This window comes from Lactobacillus sp. M44, assembly GCF_058130005.1.
Window position 1 is genome coordinate 1440970 of the sequence record NZ_CM176707.1, and the last position, 17585, is coordinate 1458554.

Sequence of the window (17585 nt, forward strand, 5' to 3'; positions counted from 1 at the left end):
AAAATTGTCACTAAATAAAAATAGTATATCATAGCATAACTCATTATATGTTAAAATACAGCTATGAAATGAGGTTATATTCATGAAAAAAAGCCATTTATTTTTAGTATTTACTTTTCTTTTATTAATACCCTATATCTGCAGCCTAACAATCATTGGCATTGGTTATAATGCATTAGTGCTGCATGCAGATAGCATTTGGCGTCTAGCAATTGGTGCATTAGTTGGAGCTATGATTATGTTTGCAATTAAAGCTACAATTCAAAGACCACTAGATTTAGTGGCAGATGAAGTTCATGAAGGAATCTTCCAGCAATTTTTGAGATTTTTCTCAATTAGAAGAAGGCCTATCTTGCAAATTTTAAACTTTATCTTGGACTTTGTTTTATGCATTGTCGCGATGTTACTGGTTCGCAATATTCTATCATTAGATACAATTATTGGAACTTCTACAGGATATGTATTATTAGTAATGTTCATCTCAACTTGTCTAGGTGCATATATTGAGTATGATAATCTATCAATCTAAAAATTTACTTGCTGGCCTTCAAATATAAAGTTTGGGTCAGTTTTTTGTTGTCATCTAATTCTTGCAAAATATATGGTGTAGGACTATCACCTAAATTTTGATAGTATTTTATTCCATCTTGGTCTAATTGCTTTAAAAAGCCACCAACCAAAGTATTTACTGGCTGCAAAAGTGCATTACTAGAATTTGGAATTTGCTTTTGTGCAACTTCGGCCTTGGGCAATATATAACGTAATAATCCTGCTGGTGCAGCTAGTTCTTTATCAGTTACTACTCCATACCAATACATAAAATCTTCGGTACTAAAAACTAATAAATTTGCTCTATTTGATCCAAAATTATTATCAGCAACAAATTTTTGAAAAACAGGATCTGCTTCCATCTCTTGATAAGCATTAACAAATGACCGCTGTGAATCACTTTGTTTTGAAGAATATGGTCTACCAATAAATGTTAATTTTTCAATATTTTCTGTCATTAATTTTTCTCCTTAATATTCATCTAGTTCTTCTATTGGAATTACATCCCCATCTAAAAAACTAGAAGCCTCAGTTGAATTAAAACCATGAGTGATCAAGTATTGAGTAATCTTGATTCGTCTAATTGGATCATCATATTTTTTGAATTTTTTATACGCTTTGATTCCTTGAACTTTTAATGCTTCTAATTGTGCATCATCATCTTCTTGTAAATCAAGCATATCAATTACTAGATCACTAATAACTGAACTAAAACCATGGCTCATTAATTTTGTTTTTATTTTTCTGGTTAACTCGCGCAAAGACATCTTGTCTTGTTTTGAAACCATGTTTTTAACTAACTTATAGCCAACTTGTGCCCATTGCTGATCTTCAATTCGACTAACAGCTTCTTCAATAATATCAGTTTTTACACCTTTTTGGCGTAATTTTTGTATTATATTGCGACAACCATCATTTCCTACACGCAGATCATTTTTTATAAATAAATCTGCATACTTTGCATCATCTACATATCCTAGATCTTGCATTTGTTTAATTGCCGCATCAATCGCTGCTTTTGTTACATCATTTTTTTGTAAATAAAGCTGCACTTCATGAATTGTTCTTGGTTGATAACTTAAATACTTTGCAGCTAAGTCACTAGCTTTAGCATCTAAATCAAACTGCTTAATTTTTTCAATTTGTGAATCAGTTAATTCAGTATTTTTAAATAATCTAAATTCAGCTAAAGTCTTGTCACTAACTGAAAAGCTATATTGACCATCCAAAAAGATATTGTATCTTCCCGCCTTTTTTTGTGCGGAAACTTTTGTAATTTTAGCCATTTTTACTCTTTCTTTCAATCTTTAAATCTTGCTACTTTTAGCCGTTACCCTTATTATAGTAAAGACAGTTTATAGTAGAAAGAAAAAGGATAAATGTATAAAAATAATCAAAAAAATAAACTTGAAGAAAAAAATGTCATCATTACTATTAAGCGTCTAGGAATTAACGGCGAAGGTATTGGCTATTATAAGAAAAAAATCATCTTTATTCCAAATGCCTTACCAAATGAGGTCGTAGTTGCCAAAATTATTAAGACTTATCCTCATTATCTAGAAGGTGAATTAGTTAGGATTAAAGAAAAAAGTCCTGAAAGAGTAGCTTTGCCAAAAGATGTTGACACTCATGTTGGTGGTTTGGAATTAGCTCATCTAGCATACCCCGCACAATTAAAATACAAAAAAGATAATTTAATTGAAGCACTAAGTAAATATCATCCAAGGGATTATTTAAAATATAAAATCAAAAACACAATCCCTGCACCAGATCAGTGGCATTATCGTGCAAAAGCGCAATACCAAATTGAATTTGATCATGGAAAAGTGAAATTAGGTTTATATAAAACTGGAACCAGACAATTAGTTGATCTACCTAAAATGCCAACCCAATCTATAGATACTCAAAATACTGAACGAGCAATTAGAGATTTAATTATTAAATTGCATATTCCTATTGCGAATAATCGCCGTCATTATGATGGAATTAAAACTATAGTTGTGCGTGAAGCTGAATCTACTAAACAAATTCAAGTTACCTTTATTACTATTGGACATAAGATCAACGGTTTAATGGAACTAGCCAAGGAAACAATGGATCTGCCTTATGTAGTAAGTGTTTATCAAAATGAAACCCAATGGGATAATCCACAAGTCTGGGGCAATAAAACTGAAAAATTACTTGGACAAAACCAAATCATTGAAGAAATCTCTGGTAAAAAATTTGCTTTATCACCTAGAGCATTTTTCCAATTGAATCCAAAACAAACAGTTAACTTATATGATGAAGCTTTGAATATGCTTGATTTAACTCCCGAACAAACCTTAATTGATGCATATAGCGGAGTTGGTACATTAGGAATTCTGGCAAGTGACCGAGTCAAACAAGTTATTGGAATTGAAAGCATTCCAGATGCAGTAAAAGATGCTGAACACAATGTTCAATTAAACCAAATTAAAAATGCGGAGTACTTACAAGGTAGTGTTGAAAAGATCTTACCTCAACTAAAAAATGATGGTGTCCCAATTGATGCTTTAATTGTTGACCCACCACGTACTGGTCTTGCAAAAAGTCTAATTAAGATGTTATTACAAGTTAAACCTAAAACCTTTGTTTATGTATCATGTAATCCATCAACTCTAGCACAAGATTTAGTAATGTTAACCCAGATATATAATGTTCGAGTTATCAAAAATATTGATATGCTTCCACAAACTCCACGTTGTGAATGCATTGTAAAATTAACTTTGCGTAAATAATAAAATGACAGCTAATTTGAAATTAGCTGTTTTTTTGCATACAAAAACAGGCTTACACGCTCTGTCTACATGTAGCCTGTCAACACCTTAGGTGGATGGGGTAGTTTAATTAATTCCTCTAGTCACGATATTCAATTGTAACAACTTACTTAATGACTGTCGCAACCAAATTAAGCATAGATCTGTTAGAATTTTCGCTAAACAAGCGACTTATATAAATTGGAATTTTTGCGCTCAGCCATTTTAATCTTTATAACTACTAAATTATAAATAACTGGTACCTCTTTTCAGAGAATTTCTTCTTCCAAATACTTTTTCTTGGAGATAAAATTTTTATTTTCTACCTCTTCCACACTTCTACTATAACATATCTGTAATCGGTTTCAAGAATTAAGACTTACTTCTGTAAATATTTTCTGATGTATCCTTTTTGCCCTGCAAAATACCAATTGCCTACTCTTTCATCACTAGTCAAATCAATACTTTTGGGTAAAATTTCTAAATCTTTAGTAAAAATCTCTTCATATTCAGGAATCGTTAATTTTTCACGTGAATCTAGCATCATTTGATGTTTTGCAAGATGCAAGTGATTTTTGTATCCAGCAACTAACTTACCTGCAAAAAATTCTCCCATTGCTCCAGAACCATATGAGAACAAGCCAATTCTCTGCCCTGAAAGCAAATGTCCTGTTTCTAATAAGCTCAATAATGCCATATATAAAGATGCTGTATAAATATTTCCAACTTGACGGCTATATTTTGCGGAATCTTCAAAACTTTGCTTTAACTTTAATTGCACGCTACTATCTTGATCTTCTAAAGCAATTTTTAGAGCTTTCATTCCCATTTTAGTAAATGGTAAATGATAAATTAATGCGTCAAAATTTACAACTTGAAGGCTTTTTTGCTTTAAATAATCTTCAAAAGTATGTTTGAAAAAGTCTAAATAAACTTGAGTAGAATATTTTCCATCAACTAAGGCAGTTTGAAAGTTATTTGGTCGCCAAAAATCTTCAATATCATCTGAATAACTACTTGATCCTTCTTCTAACTCTAAGATTTTAGGATCTGCACTAATTAACATACTGATAGCGCCTGCTCCCTGAGTAACTTCACCTGCAGTATTTAACCCATATCTTGCAATATCGCTACCAATTACGATTGCTGTTTTATCTGGATGAGTTTGAACATAATCTTTTGCCATTAATAGCGCCGCAGTTAGTCCATAGCAAGCTTCTTTTAACTCAAAAGTTCTAATCTTTTTTGGCAAATTAAGTGCTTTTTTGACAAATAACGATGCAGATTTTGATTGGTCAACACTGCTTTCTGTTCCAAAAACTAACAACCCTAACTTATCTTTATCGATTTGATCAATATATTCTTGAGTGGCATTAATTCCCATAGATACTGCATCTTGGCTTTGAGTTGGAACTGCCATTTTATTTTGACCAATTCCTATCAAAAATTTATTAGGATCTTGATTGCGAGCATGTGCTAGATCAACCATATCAACATATTTATTTGGTGTATAAAAACCTATTTGATCAATACCTATTTTCATTGATTCTCGTCCTCATTTTCTTTTAGTTTATCTAATAAATTTTGGGCAAAACTTACATTATATTTCTTGGCTTGTAATAATTTTTGATAGACTAGCTCTTTTTGCTCATCTGTGGCTTTTAGTGTATTGACTACATTGCGAGCCTGCAATTTCATATGTCCTGCTTGAATGCCACTTGTTGCAATCGCATTCAGTGCCGCAAAGTTATTTGCCAGACCAATACTTGCAATAATTTTAGATAATTTTTCAACACTAATTCTTTTAGTCTTATCCATTAAATCATAACTTTGCAAAATGTCTGGACGCACTGAAATTGATCCTCCAACTACTCCAATTGGCAATGGCACTTCAATTTCTCCTATTAACTTACTATTTGCGATATACCAATTAGTTAGACTAGGATGTTTTTGAACATAAATACTCATTGCGCTGTCTACTGCACGATAATCATTACCAGTTGCCATTAACACCGCATCAATCCCATTCATGATGCCTTTATTATTTGTCACACTGCGAAAAATATCACGCTGACCAATTTTGCTTAGTAAGGCAATTTTTTCGGCAATTTTTTGTCCAATTTTTTTATCTGCAGATTTAGTCAATGTTTCAAATTTTAATTCAACTTTAGCACTAGCTAGTTGAGTTGGATAATTCGATAAAATCGCAAATAACTTTTCTTCAATATTTTTTTCACTAACTAAATAATTCGCAAAGTATTCTAAAATTGTATTCACACGGTTGGCTCCCATGGCCTGTGCTGGATCAACTAAGACTAAAATAGTCAGTAAATCCTTATCTTGACTAGCCTTAATTTGTTTAATAGAGCCTCCATGACCAATTAGTGAGGCAAATTCATGATTCAAAAAGTCTAAATAAATTGAAAACTTATTTTTAAACTTATTTAAATCAAATTCATCACTTACTTTTAAAACAATCTGACCCCATATACCATTGCGCATACTAGTAGCTAGTGTTCCACCATTTAAATTAAAAATACTACTTCCATGGTTTGCTGCAGCAACTACTGAAGGTTCTTCAATTGACATTGGCACTTGATAATTTTGCCCATTAACCATAATTTTAGGAATAATGCTTAGTGGCAGTGTTAACGTACCAATTACATTTTCACTTAATGAATCAACTTTTTTTAAGATCTTTTTTTCTACTTTGACTAATTCATAGCCTTCATTTTTTAAAACTTTGCGTCTTTGTTTGGCCTTTAATTCATAAAATTTCACAATGTCACATTCTCTACTTCATAAGCAATTGCTAATCCCCCACCAATACATAATGAAACAATTCCTTTTTGTTTCTTCAAATTATGTAAATTATAAGCCATTGTCCCTAATAATCTAGTCCCAGTAGCACCTAATGGGTGACCCATTGCAATTGCACCACCATGAATATTTAACTTATTATCAGGAATATGCAAATCGTGTTGAACAGCTAAAGTAGTATTTGCAAAAGCTTCATTGATTTCAAATAAATCATAATCATCAACTGAAGTATTAGTTTTATTTAGCAACTCTTGAACTGCAAATTTTGGAGTATATCCCATTAAGCTTGGATCAAAACCAACTTCTGCATATGCTCCTAATTTAGCTAGTGGAGTTAGATTGAATTCATCAACTTTTGATTTAGTTGCTAAAATCACCATGCTTGCACCATCACTTAGTGGAGATGCACTACCTGCAGTAACTTGCCCATCTTGTTTAAATACTGGCTTTAGTTTGCCAAGTTGCTCCATATTGCTGTCAAAGCGAACATTCTCATCTTGGTCTACTTGATTTTGGCAGACCATAATAGGTGCAATTTCACTATTTAAAGCTCCATTTTTAATTGCGGCAGCAGCTTTTTGGTGTGAGTTCATACTAAATTGATCAGCTTGCTTGCGCGAAATATTTTTCCATTCAGCAACTTTTTCTGCAGTTAATCCCATTGGCTTATTAGAAAATGCATCAATTAACCCGTCAACCATCATTTCATCTCTAAAATGTTCAGGATTCTCTTTTTCTGATTTTGGCAATAATAATTCAGCATTTGACATGCTTTCACTACCGCCAACTGCAACTAAATCTAAATCCCCAATTAACATTTGGGCTTGAGCCAATCTAACTGCTTTTAGACTAGATCCACAGACTTCATTAATAGTCGTCGCAAGTGAGCTTTGATTCATTCCTGCATTAATTGCAATTTGGCGAGCCATATTTTGACCAAGCCCAGCACTTAAGACATTTCCCATATATAATGCATCAAGATCTTTTGCATGCAATTTTGCCTTTGATAAAACATCTTTTAATGCTAATTCTCCTAGATCTACTGCATTATATTGGGCTAGTTTTCCACGATAGCGACCAAATGGTGTTCTTGAAGCTGCGACAATATAAATATCTTGCATATATTAATATTTCCTTTACTAAAAACTATTTTATATATTTTTTTACAAAGCTCCCAACTTTTTCTTGATATAACTTAGGATGTGTTGCATAAGACTTAGCGTGCGTTGCATTTTGTACAATCCATAACTGTTTTGGACCGCTTGTTGCATGATAGTTTTCATAAACCATCTTAGTTGGTACAAAAGTATCTTTATTGCCATGAATAAATAAAATTGGCAATTTGTTTTTATGTAATTGACTTATTGCATCCGCATCGCCAAAAAAGTACCCAGCTTTTACTCTAGTAACTAAACTAACTAGTTCAATTAAAGGAAATCTTGGAAATGCTGGCATTCCATACAAAGCTTGGGCTTCATGTTCAATTTCAGCTTTAGTGTTTGTGTAGCCGCAATCTTCCACTATCGCTTTGACTTGACTAGGTAATTTCAATCCACTAGCCATCATTGCAGTAGATGCTCCCATGCTAACTCCAAATAAAACAATTTGAGATTGCTTACCATTTTTAGTAACTACTTTTTGGATCCATTTTTTGACATCGCCTTTTTCCATCCAACCATAACCAATGGTCTTGCCTTGGCTTTGCCCATGAGCTCTTGCATCAGGCATTAATACGTTATAGCCCATCTGATGAAACATGGCTGCATATTGCCCCATGTCGTCTTTATTATTCATGTATCCATGCAATAACACTGCTGTTTTATCAGTAGTTTTATTAGCTGTGATGTAATTTGCATCTAATTTTAAATTAGCATTACTTGCTTGCATGAACCATTTTTGCTTTGGCGTTTTTTTGTACCAGAGTTTTTGAGCATATAATGGATCTGATTTAGATAGTGGCTTTTTTGCGCTCAAAAAAGTTTTTTGTCCAGGAACAACAGCCATATTATAAAAATAAAATGAAGCTCCGATAAATGCTATGACTACTATAGATATAATCGCTGACAGAGTAATAACGATTTTTTTCTTTGATTTCACTTTTTTGTCTCCTTTAATTCTATGCAATTAATAATATCACATAGTATATCATGGAAATTTTAAAGCTGGTATATTATTTGCTAAATCCTAAGTAATAGCAACATAAAAATAATAGCTTAACCTAGCGCCAGTTTAAAGCTTATTGGCTTATCCTATAGTTTTCCTTAAGATTTTGAGCATGCAAGTTTTAAATTTTTGAACTTTATGAATTATTTTTTGAGTAAATTATGCGCAACTAAATAGTCATATGCGACTTTGCTAGCCTTTTCATGTTTGACAACTACTAGATAATGCATCTCTTGCATTTGCTTTTGAGTGATTTTGCCAGCTAATTTATTTAAAGCTGCTATTATTTTAGGATTATCATGTGCAAAACTAGTCTTCATCAATAGAGCTCCTTGATATGGATTAGTACCAGTTTTTTGATTAGTTTTAATTAAAATTTGTAAAACAGTGCCAGTGAACTCTGGATAGATATCAATTTTATTACTTTTTAGCGCATCAAATAAAAAGACTGAGCCACCAAAATTTGGCTTCAAGATAACTTTGGCATTAGGGTTTTCTTGTTTAATCAAATCTTTGTACATATTGATTAATATCTCTGGTTCAGACCCCATCTTACCTGCAATTATAATAGTTTTAGTGGGTGCAACAATTGCATTTTTTGCCATGCTAATACCACCGCAATAATTTCCAAGCTCCATTTAACATATCTTTTATTTTGGAAAATAAAACTAAGTAGCCAGCTGAAAAATATTGCCAAAGTAGCAGATAAAATCGCCCCCAATAAAACTTCAGTATTGTTGTTGGAGTTAATCCCTGTATAAATAAATGTACCTAATCCGCCTCTACCAATTATGGCAACTAAAGTTGCAGTACCAAATAAAAACCTTTTGGATTGTCTGTATCATCTTATCATCTAATACTGCTGGATATACTATATATCGTGTCATAGAATCACCCTCCTCGTTGTTTAAATAATACGCCTATGCGTATTAAAATGTAACAAAAGAAGACAAGTCAAAGCTTTATATGAGCCTGTTTTAAAATAGCTTTATATGCACCTAACATTATAGTGTCACCCAAATGTTTATAAGGGACTATAGTAGGTAGCCCGCTCCCATTAGTAAACTTGTGATGATCACCATTATTACTAATATAGGTAAATCCATGCTCTTTTAACAACTTAAGTACTTGTCGTGCTTTATACTCTGTCATAGCACCTCCTCCTCTCATCTAGATATTGTTATGTTATACGCCTTAGGCGTATTCATAGCAATACGTCAAATCAACTAAATTATGTATTTTGGAACAAAATAAAAATCTTGAGGACGTTAAATTATCCTCAAGATTAATTGATTATCTTAATTTTATATATTTAGCTGGAAGCCATTGATTTTGATTACCAAGTCTGTACATTAAAACTCCATTAATAGTTTTCTTTGCTAGAACTTTCCAATTTGAATTCGTTCCTAAATATCCAGTTAATTTACCCGTTGAGCTATACAAAGCAACTTTATAATTTCTATTATTATGTAAAATTGCTACATAGCCTACAGCTTTTAGAGGTCTTTCTGCATTATTTTCTTCATCAATAACATTATTTGACAAGTATTTAGCAGGAACCCATTGATTTTGTGTACCCAAACGGTAGAATATTTCACCATTAATAATCTTCTTAGCAAATACTTTCCATCTAGAATTAGTAGAAATATATTTACCTGTAAGCCTTCCATCTTTGTCGCGTAATGCAATCATATAATTAGGATTATTATTAATTACAGGTGCATAAACTACAGTTGAAAAACTGGTTTCAGATACCTTGTTTTTAAGCTTGTTATCAGTGTTCGGGATATTAACATTTTGCTTATGATTATCTGATGGCACAGTTGGAGTTGTTTCTATATTGTTTCCTGTATCATCTGTATTAGTAATCCTATCTTTGTATAGATTCTCATATGCAGTCTTTAAATTAGCTGCTATCTCATCTCTCTTTGCCTGTGGTATATCATCTTGATATGCTTCATTATTAGCCTGTTGATTTGCCTTTCTGTATTCTTCTTGTGCTTGCGCACTTGCATTTTTAAATAATGGAGTAGCAAAAATTCCGTGGTCAGGTACTCCTAACATATCACCATACACAGTTCTTGCTTCTAACAACTTTGTTTTATCTGTGTAATAAATTGTTAATGGTTTTCCTTCAACACCTCGAATATCTATTGGTGTTGCAGTTATTGAAGTATCAATCGGCATTGGCGTTTTAAAGTTATAATCAATATGATGATCTGACGGATTTGATGTATTAAATATCCCTAATCTTTTGCCCATTGAATCTTGCAATATATATTTAACAGCTGTATCAGAATAAAAGCTTACACTATTTGCGTGATTATTATATTCCCTAAAATTTCCACGTATATTAGGTAGTCTTGTATCTTTTCCTATATTATCCTTAGAAAGATTCTCATATGCAGTCTTTAAATTAGCTGCTATCTCATCTCTCTTTGCCTGTGGTATATCATCTTGATATGCTTCATTATTAGCCTGTTGATTTGCCTTTCTGTATTCTTCTTGTGCTTGCGCACTTGCATTTTTAAATAATGGAGTAGCAAAAATTCCGTGGTCAGGTACTCCTAACATATCACCATACACAGTTCTTGCTTCTAACAACTTTGTTTTATCTGTGTAATAAATTGTTAATGGTTTTCCTTCAACACCTCGAATATCTATTGGTGTTGCAGTTATTGAAGTATCAATCGGCATTGGCGTTTTAAAGTTATAATCAATATGATGATCTGACGGATTTGATGTATTAAATATCCCTAATCTTTTGCCCATTGAATCTTGCAATATATATTTAACAGCTGTATCAGAATAAAAGCTTACACTATTTGCGTGATTATTGTATTCCATAAAATTTCCACGTATATTAGGTAGTCTTGTATCTAAATCATCATTACTTGCACTACTTTGTCCAACAACTTCCGCTTTTACTACATCCCCATGGTGTATACTCCCAACCACACCCATTCCAATAGCAACTGATGCTAGTCCAATTGATAATTTTCTAAGCGAATATTGTGTTCTCTTATTATTTGTCATCTTACTTCCTCCATAAAATACATATATCCAAATTATAAAATAGTGCTTACTTTAATGTCTAGTTATTTATTAAATCATAACTATTATTTTACGCCTATTATCTTCTACATCCCATCTTAATTTAAATATGCTTCATATAGTTTCTTTTCATCTTTCAACTTCAACTTTGCATATTCTGCTAGGCTATCAACATTTTGATCAGCTAAGTTTGCTAAATAAAATGGCCTATCTTCAGCGCTGATTATCAAAAAAGGCATTTGGTATTTAACTAGTTAAAAATTAATTAATTCTCTTCCAGTTATACCATTGCCATCATCAAATGGATGCATTCGTTCAAATTCAATATGAGATTGCATTAATATTTGTAAAATTTCTTCTTTGTTTTTCGCTTGTTCAAGTTGATAACTTGTATTATCTGCCCATTACTTCACTAATTGGCTATGCTTTACTTTTCCTGCAGTAGGTATAGTATTCTTAGTTAACTCAAATTGCAATTTTAAAATTGTATCTATATCTAACTTAGCATCCATTATTTATTAAATGCATCTTTTTGATTGTCTGATGCATATAAATCCTTTAACTTTACACCCTTATTTCCAGTGGCAACTACGGTTTCATTCAAAACTACCGCTCTAGTTTGACCTAATGTAAGTTGAATCCCCTCAATCGCATTTGAATTACATGCAAGTCTAACCATCACATCATTTAAATATTCTTTTGGATATTTAAGCATAGCTATTATAGCTATTACCTCATAATTTATATTGTTAGCTATATCTATTTTACACAACCATATTATCCTTTGAACTACTATTGCTTAAATAATTTATAATTACGTTTATACAAAAATAAAGAGCATCGATATGTCCATACCAATTTAAAAATCTAATAAAGATAGATTTTTAGATTCTGTTGAAGCAGTACAAGCTAAAAAAGAAGCAGAGGAAGGCAAGGCTTAAACAATTGGAACTCTAAAAGATTTTGATAACTGGATTGACTCCATAGAAAACTAAATAATCATATTAAAGTAGCCACTCTAACAAAATATAGTGGTTGCTTTTTTGCAATATCTAACACAATATCAAACAGCCATTATTTTACAACTTATATTGGTATCGTAATTCTTTAAACTTACATTTTGAGTATATTTTGTATCCGCTTATAAATAACTTGAAAAGTAACATTATATATTTTATTATTTATATGTATACCATAATATTTTATTTATATTATTATTAACTTATCATATTATAATTTTAAGCTTATGGAGGCATTGGAAAATATGAACCAAAATACAACTCAAGAACACATAACACATATTATTGACCGAATCAGTTCAAATATTGATGATGAAATCAAAATTTTAGTAGCTTTAACAAAAGAACAAGAACTTAGTCAGCTAATCGATGAGATTACCACTTTTCAAGAAGATATATTGTTCAGCAATAATTTTAAGAACTCCAATTTAAATCTAGCATTGAGCAATTATAATTACACTTATTCTCTTCTTCAACTATTAAAAGAGCGTTTGCAATATTTAAAAAGTAAAAATGAATAATAATATCATTTTTAATATAAGGAGGTGATCCAATGCTTAAGAAGTCAAGACGAGCTTTAATTCCAGATACATCATAGGTAGTAATTTATAGATTGCAATTAAATTCACCTATATAGACATACACAAAAAGCTCATATTCTGCATTCAGAGTATGAGCTTTTACATATGCTTTTAATAATTAAAATATCTTTCACGTTCCCAATCAGAAACAGTTTGAGTATACTTAGACCACTCTAATTCCTTTGACTCAATAAAACTATTAGTCAAATGTTCACCAAGTGCTTCTTGAATCAGATCATCTGCCTTAAAGGCCTTAATTGCATTATGCAAAGTTGAAGGCAATGAATGAATGCCTAATTCTTCACGTTTTTTCTCAGACATATCATATAAGTTAGAGGTGATTGGCTTCATTGGCATTTTTGCTTCTTTAATTCCTGCTAATCCTGCCTTTAATGCTGCAGCTAATAATAAATATGGATTAGCAGTTGGATCTGCAGATCTTAATTCTAGTCTTGTGCCGATTTCTTCAGCGTCAGGGATTCTAACTAATGGAGAACGGTTCTTATTAGCCCATGCAATATATACTGGAGCTTCAAATCCAGGAATTAATCTCTTATATGAGTTAACAGTAGGATTGCCCACACAAGTTAAGGCTCTTGCATGATTCAAAATACCATTTAAGAAATATAATGCAGTGTTTGATAAACGGAATTCGCCTTTTTCATCATAAAAGACATTCTTGCCATCTTTAAATAATGACATATTAGTATGCATCCCAGATCCAGGTTCACCTTCCAATGGTTTTGCCATAAAAGTTGCTCTCAAATGATGTTCTTGGGCAATTTCTTTTACTACCATCTTGAAAGTTTGCACCTTATCTGCACTAGCTAATGCATTATCAAATCTAAAGTCAATTTCTTGTTGACCATCCCCTACTTCATGGTGAGCTGCTTCAACTTCAAAGCCCATCTTTTCTAGAGTTTCAACAATATCACGGCGACATTTTGCACCTTCATCTTCTGATGACATGTCAAAATATGATCCATGATCACTAACTTCAGTTGTCCAATTGCCTTGTGCATCTTCTTTAAATAAGAAAAACTCAGCTTCAAATCCAATTTCAAAATTAGAAAAGCCCATCTCTTCCATTTGCTTTACAATACGCTTCAAGTTATTTCTTGGATCACCTGCAAATGCACTACCATCTGTATTATGGATATTACAGATTAAACGACCAATTTTACCATCATTTTCATCACCCCAAGGCAAGATTGCCCAAGTAGATAAATCTGGGTATAAAACCATGTCGCTTTCTTCAATTCTCACAAATCCATCAATTGATGATCCATCAAAGTGAATTTCATTTGCCAAAACTTTTTCTAATTGGCTAGTTGGAACTTCCACATTCTTCAAAGTCCCGTTAATGTCTGTAAACGCTAAACGCAGAAAGCGAACATCTTGATCTTCAATTTCTTGGCGAATTTCGTCTTTTGAATACACTTTGCTCATATTTTTTCTCCTGTATGTTCAAATATCAAACCCAAAATATAACATTGGTCTAGTCCGCGAATTATGACAACTCACTATAAACTAGCATTACAATAGCAGAATTACTACTCAAGGTCAAACTGGTATATTCACACATCTTAATTATTTAGCCAAATCTTAACTTGTTTCAAGATTTCACTTTCCACATCTGGATTTTTAATTGGATCATACCAGACTACAGGCAATTTGTTTTTGAAATAAGTTAACTGCCTTTTGGCATACTTTCTTGATGCCTGCTTGAGTTTTTTTACGCATTCATCTAGACTTGCACGATTTTCAAAATATGGAAACAGCTCTTTATACCCTATTGCCTGTTTTGCCTGATGCAATTTTAATTGGTTATCAAAAACCATCTTTGCTTCATCAACTAATCCTTTTTTAACCATCAGATCAACTCGCTGGTTAATTCTTTGATAAACAACTTCGCGATCAGTATTTAATCCAATAAATAAAGCATCATAGCGTGGCTCAATTTTTTCTTGTTGAAGTGAGAATTTTTGCCCAGTTCGTTCAATCACAGTCAGCGCTCGCAATATTCTACGGACATTATTTTCAGGGATTTTTTTAGCAGCTTCTGGATCTTTTTCACATAAGATTTGCCACAGTCTTTGATTGCCAAACTTATCAAAATAATTCTGCCATTTTTGGTCGACACTATTTGGATATTGCCCCGGCTCACCCAGCTGCATTTTATTAACTAATGCATTTAAATAAAAACCCGTCCCACCTACTACAAAAGGCAATTTATTAACTGCTGCTAGTTCACTAATTGCGCCAGTTGCATCATGAACGAAGTCTTTGACTGAATATTCTTCAAAGATTGACCTTTGATCAATTAAATGATGAGGCACTAGTTTTTGCTCATCTGCAGTTGCTTTTGCTGTACCAATACTCAATTCTTTATATACTTGCATGGAGTCGCCAGAAATAATATCTGTTTGTAATTTTTTAGCTAATTTAATCGCAAGACCCGTTTTGCCAATAGCAGTAGGTCCTACTAATAATAAGACTTTTTGCATATTTACATCTCGATTTTCTTAATAAAACGATCAGTAATTTGCATGTAGTTTTTATATAATGCAACAAATTTAGATGAAGCATCTTTTAGCCATGGCTTTTTCCTGCCTGCAAAATGCAAGATGATGGTATTTTTCATTACCCAATCCAAACTAATATGTCCATCATCGCGCAACAAATAACTTGAATAATAGCGAGTGTCATAATTCCAAATTTCATCTGGTAGTGGCAATGTATCTTCTCCATATAAGTGGTTGAAGACATCTTGATCAGGTAATATCAATTCATCTTTATGTTCTCTAACATCAGCAAATATTGTTTCAGGATCAACTAACTGGCGCGCTTTTTGCAAGTCAATTAACAATAACCCTGTGTTGAAATAATCACTATTAGTATCTAATCTAATGCGATTAATGCTGTTCATGATATCGGTAATCCCCTTGTGGGATGCAGCAGCAAAAGTATTGCCTTGTAAATCCATCTTCCATAAAGATGTGATTGGGTTCACAACCAAGATATCTGGATCTAGATAAATAATCTTAGTTAAATCTTCTGGTAAAAACTTCGGTGCAAGCAAGCGATAATACATCTCTTGTGGATAACGATCAGTAATTGGCGCATTATCAAACAACTTGCGATCTACTGCAATTGGAGTAAATTCAGTCTTCAAATTTGTACAATAAAATTGCAACTCAGCCAATTTTTCTTGTGAGATATCACTATGTAATAGCCATACATGGAAATCTTGACCAGGATTGTTCATCTTGATTGACATCAATAAGGTTTTAAATGGTGAAATATAATTTTCATCAAAAGTTACTAACAATTGGAGAATTTCTTTGTTCAATTTCAAATCCTTCTTTCTGTTTAATTTCTCACTTTAAGTTTAACAAATACTTTTACAAAATTTTCAGTGTAGAGAAAATTTTGTATCTAATTTCTTAACTAAAAGCTCAGTTTAACAAATAATAACAAAAAAATTTGATTTTTTATTTTTTATTGATTACTACGAGTGTATAATACTGGTTGGTAATTAATTTATGGAGGGATTTATCTTATGACAAAGATTTTTGCATATGCTATTCGTGAAGATGAAAAGCCATATTTAGAAGAATGGAAGAACGCCCACAAGGACGTTGAAGTTGAATATACTGACAAGTTATTGACTCCTGAAACTGCTAAATTGGCTAAAGGTGCAGATGGTGTTGTTGTTTACCAACAATTAGACTACACTGCAGATACTTTACAAGCATTGGCAGACAATGGCATTACTAAGATGTCATTGCGTAATGTTGGTGTTGACAACATCGATATGGAAGCTGCTGAAAACTTAGGATTTGAAATCACTAATGTTCCAGTATACTCACCAGATGCAATTGCAGAACATGCTGCAATCCAAGCTGCACGTATCTTGCGTCAAGACAAGCGCATGGATGAAAAAGTTGCGCGTCATGACCTACGTTGGGCACCAACAATTGGTCGTGAAGTTCGTGACCAAGTAGTTGGTGTTGTTGGTACTGGCCACATCGGTCAAGTATTTATGAAGATTATGGAAGGCTTTGGCGCTAAAGTTATTGCCTTTGATATTTTCAAAAACCCTGAACTTGAAAAGAAAGGCTACTATGTAGATTCATTAGATGACTTATACAAGCAAGCTGATGTAATTTCATTACACGTTCCTGATGTTCCTGCTAACGTTCACATGATTAACGACGACTCAATCAAAGAAATGAAAGATAACGTTGTTATTGTTAACGTATCACGTGGTCCATTAGTTGATACTGATGCTGTTGTTCGTGGATTAGATTCAGGTAAAATCTTTGGTTTCGTAATGGATACTTACGAAAATGAAGTTGGTATCTTCAACAAAGATTGGGAAGGTCAAAACTTCCCAGACCCACGTTTGGCTGACTTAATTGCTCGTCCAAATGTATTAGTTACTCCACATACTGCATTTTACACAACTCATGCTGTACGCAACATGGTTGTTAAGGCATTTGATAATAACTATGCTATGGTTGAAGGTAGAGAACCTGAAACCCCAGTTAAAATTAACAAATAATTCTAACTGAATATACTAAAAAGGATCATTTTCATTGTGAAAGTGATCCTTTTTT

At 32.5% G+C, this 17585-nt stretch carries 19 protein-coding genes; 4 read left to right on the plus strand and 15 right to left on the minus strand.

The window, feature by feature from the left end:
- Positions 1-82: 82 nt before the first annotated feature.
- A complete protein-coding gene (locus AC38BG_RS06980; protein ID WP_489937139.1) occupies positions 83-529 on the plus strand; it encodes a hypothetical protein in 447 nt (148 codons plus the stop codon).
- 4 nt (positions 530-533) lie between these two features.
- Here AC38BG_RS06980 and AC38BG_RS06985 read toward each other — a convergent pair whose 3' ends face one another.
- A complete protein-coding gene (locus AC38BG_RS06985) occupies positions 534-1007 on the minus strand; it encodes a hypothetical protein (protein WP_489937140.1) in 474 nt (157 codons plus the stop codon).
- 12 nt (positions 1008-1019) lie between these two features.
- Positions 1020-1835, minus strand: coding sequence for a recombination regulator RecX (gene recX, locus AC38BG_RS06990; RefSeq protein ID WP_489937141.1), 816 nt, complete (start codon positions 1833-1835; stop codon positions 1020-1022).
- Positions 1836-1928: 93 nt separating this feature from the next.
- On the opposite strand from recX, the gene rlmD reads away from it, so the two are divergent.
- Complete coding sequence (rlmD, locus tag AC38BG_RS06995; protein WP_489937142.1) at positions 1929-3308, plus strand: 23S rRNA (uracil(1939)-C(5))-methyltransferase RlmD; 1380 nt, start codon at positions 1929-1931, stop codon at positions 3306-3308.
- Between the two features lie 397 nt (positions 3309-3705).
- On the opposite strand, the gene AC38BG_RS07000 is transcribed toward rlmD, so the two are convergent.
- The 10 genes from AC38BG_RS07000 to AC38BG_RS07045 all read right to left on the minus strand — a co-directional run bounded on the left by AC38BG_RS07000 (position 3706) and on the right by AC38BG_RS07045 (position 12135).
- On the minus strand, positions 3706-4869 hold the full coding sequence (locus AC38BG_RS07000; protein WP_489937143.1) for a hydroxymethylglutaryl-CoA synthase: 1164 nt from the start codon (positions 4867-4869) through the stop codon (positions 3706-3708).
- Positions 4866-6107, minus strand: a complete 1242-nt coding sequence (locus AC38BG_RS07005) for a hydroxymethylglutaryl-CoA reductase (protein ID WP_489937144.1) — start codon at positions 6105-6107, stop codon at positions 4866-4868. Before AC38BG_RS07005 ends, AC38BG_RS07000 begins: the two co-directional genes overlap by 4 nt.
- The gene (locus AC38BG_RS07010; protein ID WP_489937145.1) at positions 6104-7267 is read right to left on the minus strand and encodes a thiolase family protein; all 1164 of its coding nucleotides are present in this window, start codon (positions 7265-7267) and stop codon (positions 6104-6106) included. The genes AC38BG_RS07005 and AC38BG_RS07010 overlap by 4 nt, the downstream gene beginning before the upstream one ends.
- Before the next feature lie 25 nt (positions 7268-7292).
- A complete protein-coding gene (locus AC38BG_RS07015; protein ID WP_489937146.1) occupies positions 7293-8243 on the minus strand; it encodes an alpha/beta hydrolase in 951 nt (316 codons plus the stop codon).
- Between the two features lie 209 nt (positions 8244-8452).
- Positions 8453-8914, minus strand: coding sequence for a glycine betaine ABC transporter substrate-binding protein (locus tag AC38BG_RS07020; protein ID WP_489937147.1), 462 nt, complete (start codon positions 8912-8914; stop codon positions 8453-8455).
- Positions 8915-9263: 349 nt separating this feature from the next.
- Entirely contained in the window at positions 9264-9461 is a 198-nt protein-coding gene (locus AC38BG_RS07025) for a type II toxin-antitoxin system HicA family toxin (protein WP_489937148.1), read from the minus strand.
- Positions 9462-9602: 141 nt separating this feature from the next.
- Entirely contained in the window at positions 9603-11345 is a 1743-nt protein-coding gene (locus AC38BG_RS07030; protein ID WP_489937149.1) for a YSIRK-type signal peptide-containing protein, read from the minus strand.
- Between the two features lie 116 nt (positions 11346-11461).
- Positions 11462-11602 carry a hypothetical protein gene (locus AC38BG_RS07035; protein ID WP_489937150.1) on the minus strand — a complete coding sequence of 47 codons (141 nt, stop codon included), beginning with the start codon at positions 11600-11602 and terminating at the stop codon, positions 11462-11464.
- 15 nt (positions 11603-11617) lie between these two features.
- On the minus strand, positions 11618-11701 hold the full coding sequence (locus AC38BG_RS07040) for a Fic family protein (RefSeq protein ID WP_489937857.1): 84 nt from the start codon (positions 11699-11701) through the stop codon (positions 11618-11620).
- A gap of 173 nt (positions 11702-11874) precedes the next feature.
- Positions 11875-12135: a hypothetical protein gene (locus tag AC38BG_RS07045; protein WP_489937151.1), complete on the minus strand. Its 261-nt coding sequence runs from the start codon at positions 12133-12135 to the stop codon at positions 11875-11877.
- 492 nt (positions 12136-12627) lie between these two features.
- Between AC38BG_RS07045 and AC38BG_RS07050 the strand changes: the two genes are divergently transcribed.
- On the plus strand, positions 12628-12903 hold the full coding sequence (locus AC38BG_RS07050; protein WP_489937152.1) for a hypothetical protein: 276 nt from the start codon (positions 12628-12630) through the stop codon (positions 12901-12903).
- 171 nt (positions 12904-13074) lie between these two features.
- Here the strand turns inward: AC38BG_RS07050 and glnA are convergent, their stop codons facing one another.
- From glnA to AC38BG_RS07065, 3 genes are all read right to left on the minus strand, one after another.
- Positions 13075-14412, minus strand: a complete 1338-nt coding sequence (gene glnA, locus AC38BG_RS07055; RefSeq protein ID WP_489937153.1) for a type I glutamate--ammonia ligase — start codon at positions 14410-14412, stop codon at positions 13075-13077.
- A 137-nt stretch (positions 14413-14549) separates the two neighbouring features.
- Positions 14550-15470, minus strand: a complete 921-nt coding sequence (gene miaA / locus AC38BG_RS07060; RefSeq protein WP_489937154.1) for a tRNA (adenosine(37)-N6)-dimethylallyltransferase MiaA — start codon at positions 15468-15470, stop codon at positions 14550-14552.
- Between the two features lie 2 nt (positions 15471-15472).
- Positions 15473-16315, minus strand: a complete 843-nt coding sequence (locus AC38BG_RS07065) for a glycosyltransferase family 8 protein (RefSeq protein ID WP_489937155.1) — start codon at positions 16313-16315, stop codon at positions 15473-15475.
- A 210-nt stretch (positions 16316-16525) separates the two neighbouring features.
- Between AC38BG_RS07065 and AC38BG_RS07070 the strand changes: the two genes are divergently transcribed.
- Positions 16526-17530 carry a D-2-hydroxyacid dehydrogenase gene (locus tag AC38BG_RS07070; protein ID WP_489937156.1) on the plus strand — a complete coding sequence of 335 codons (1005 nt, stop codon included), beginning with the start codon at positions 16526-16528 and terminating at the stop codon, positions 17528-17530.
- Positions 17531-17585: the final 55 nt, after the last annotated feature.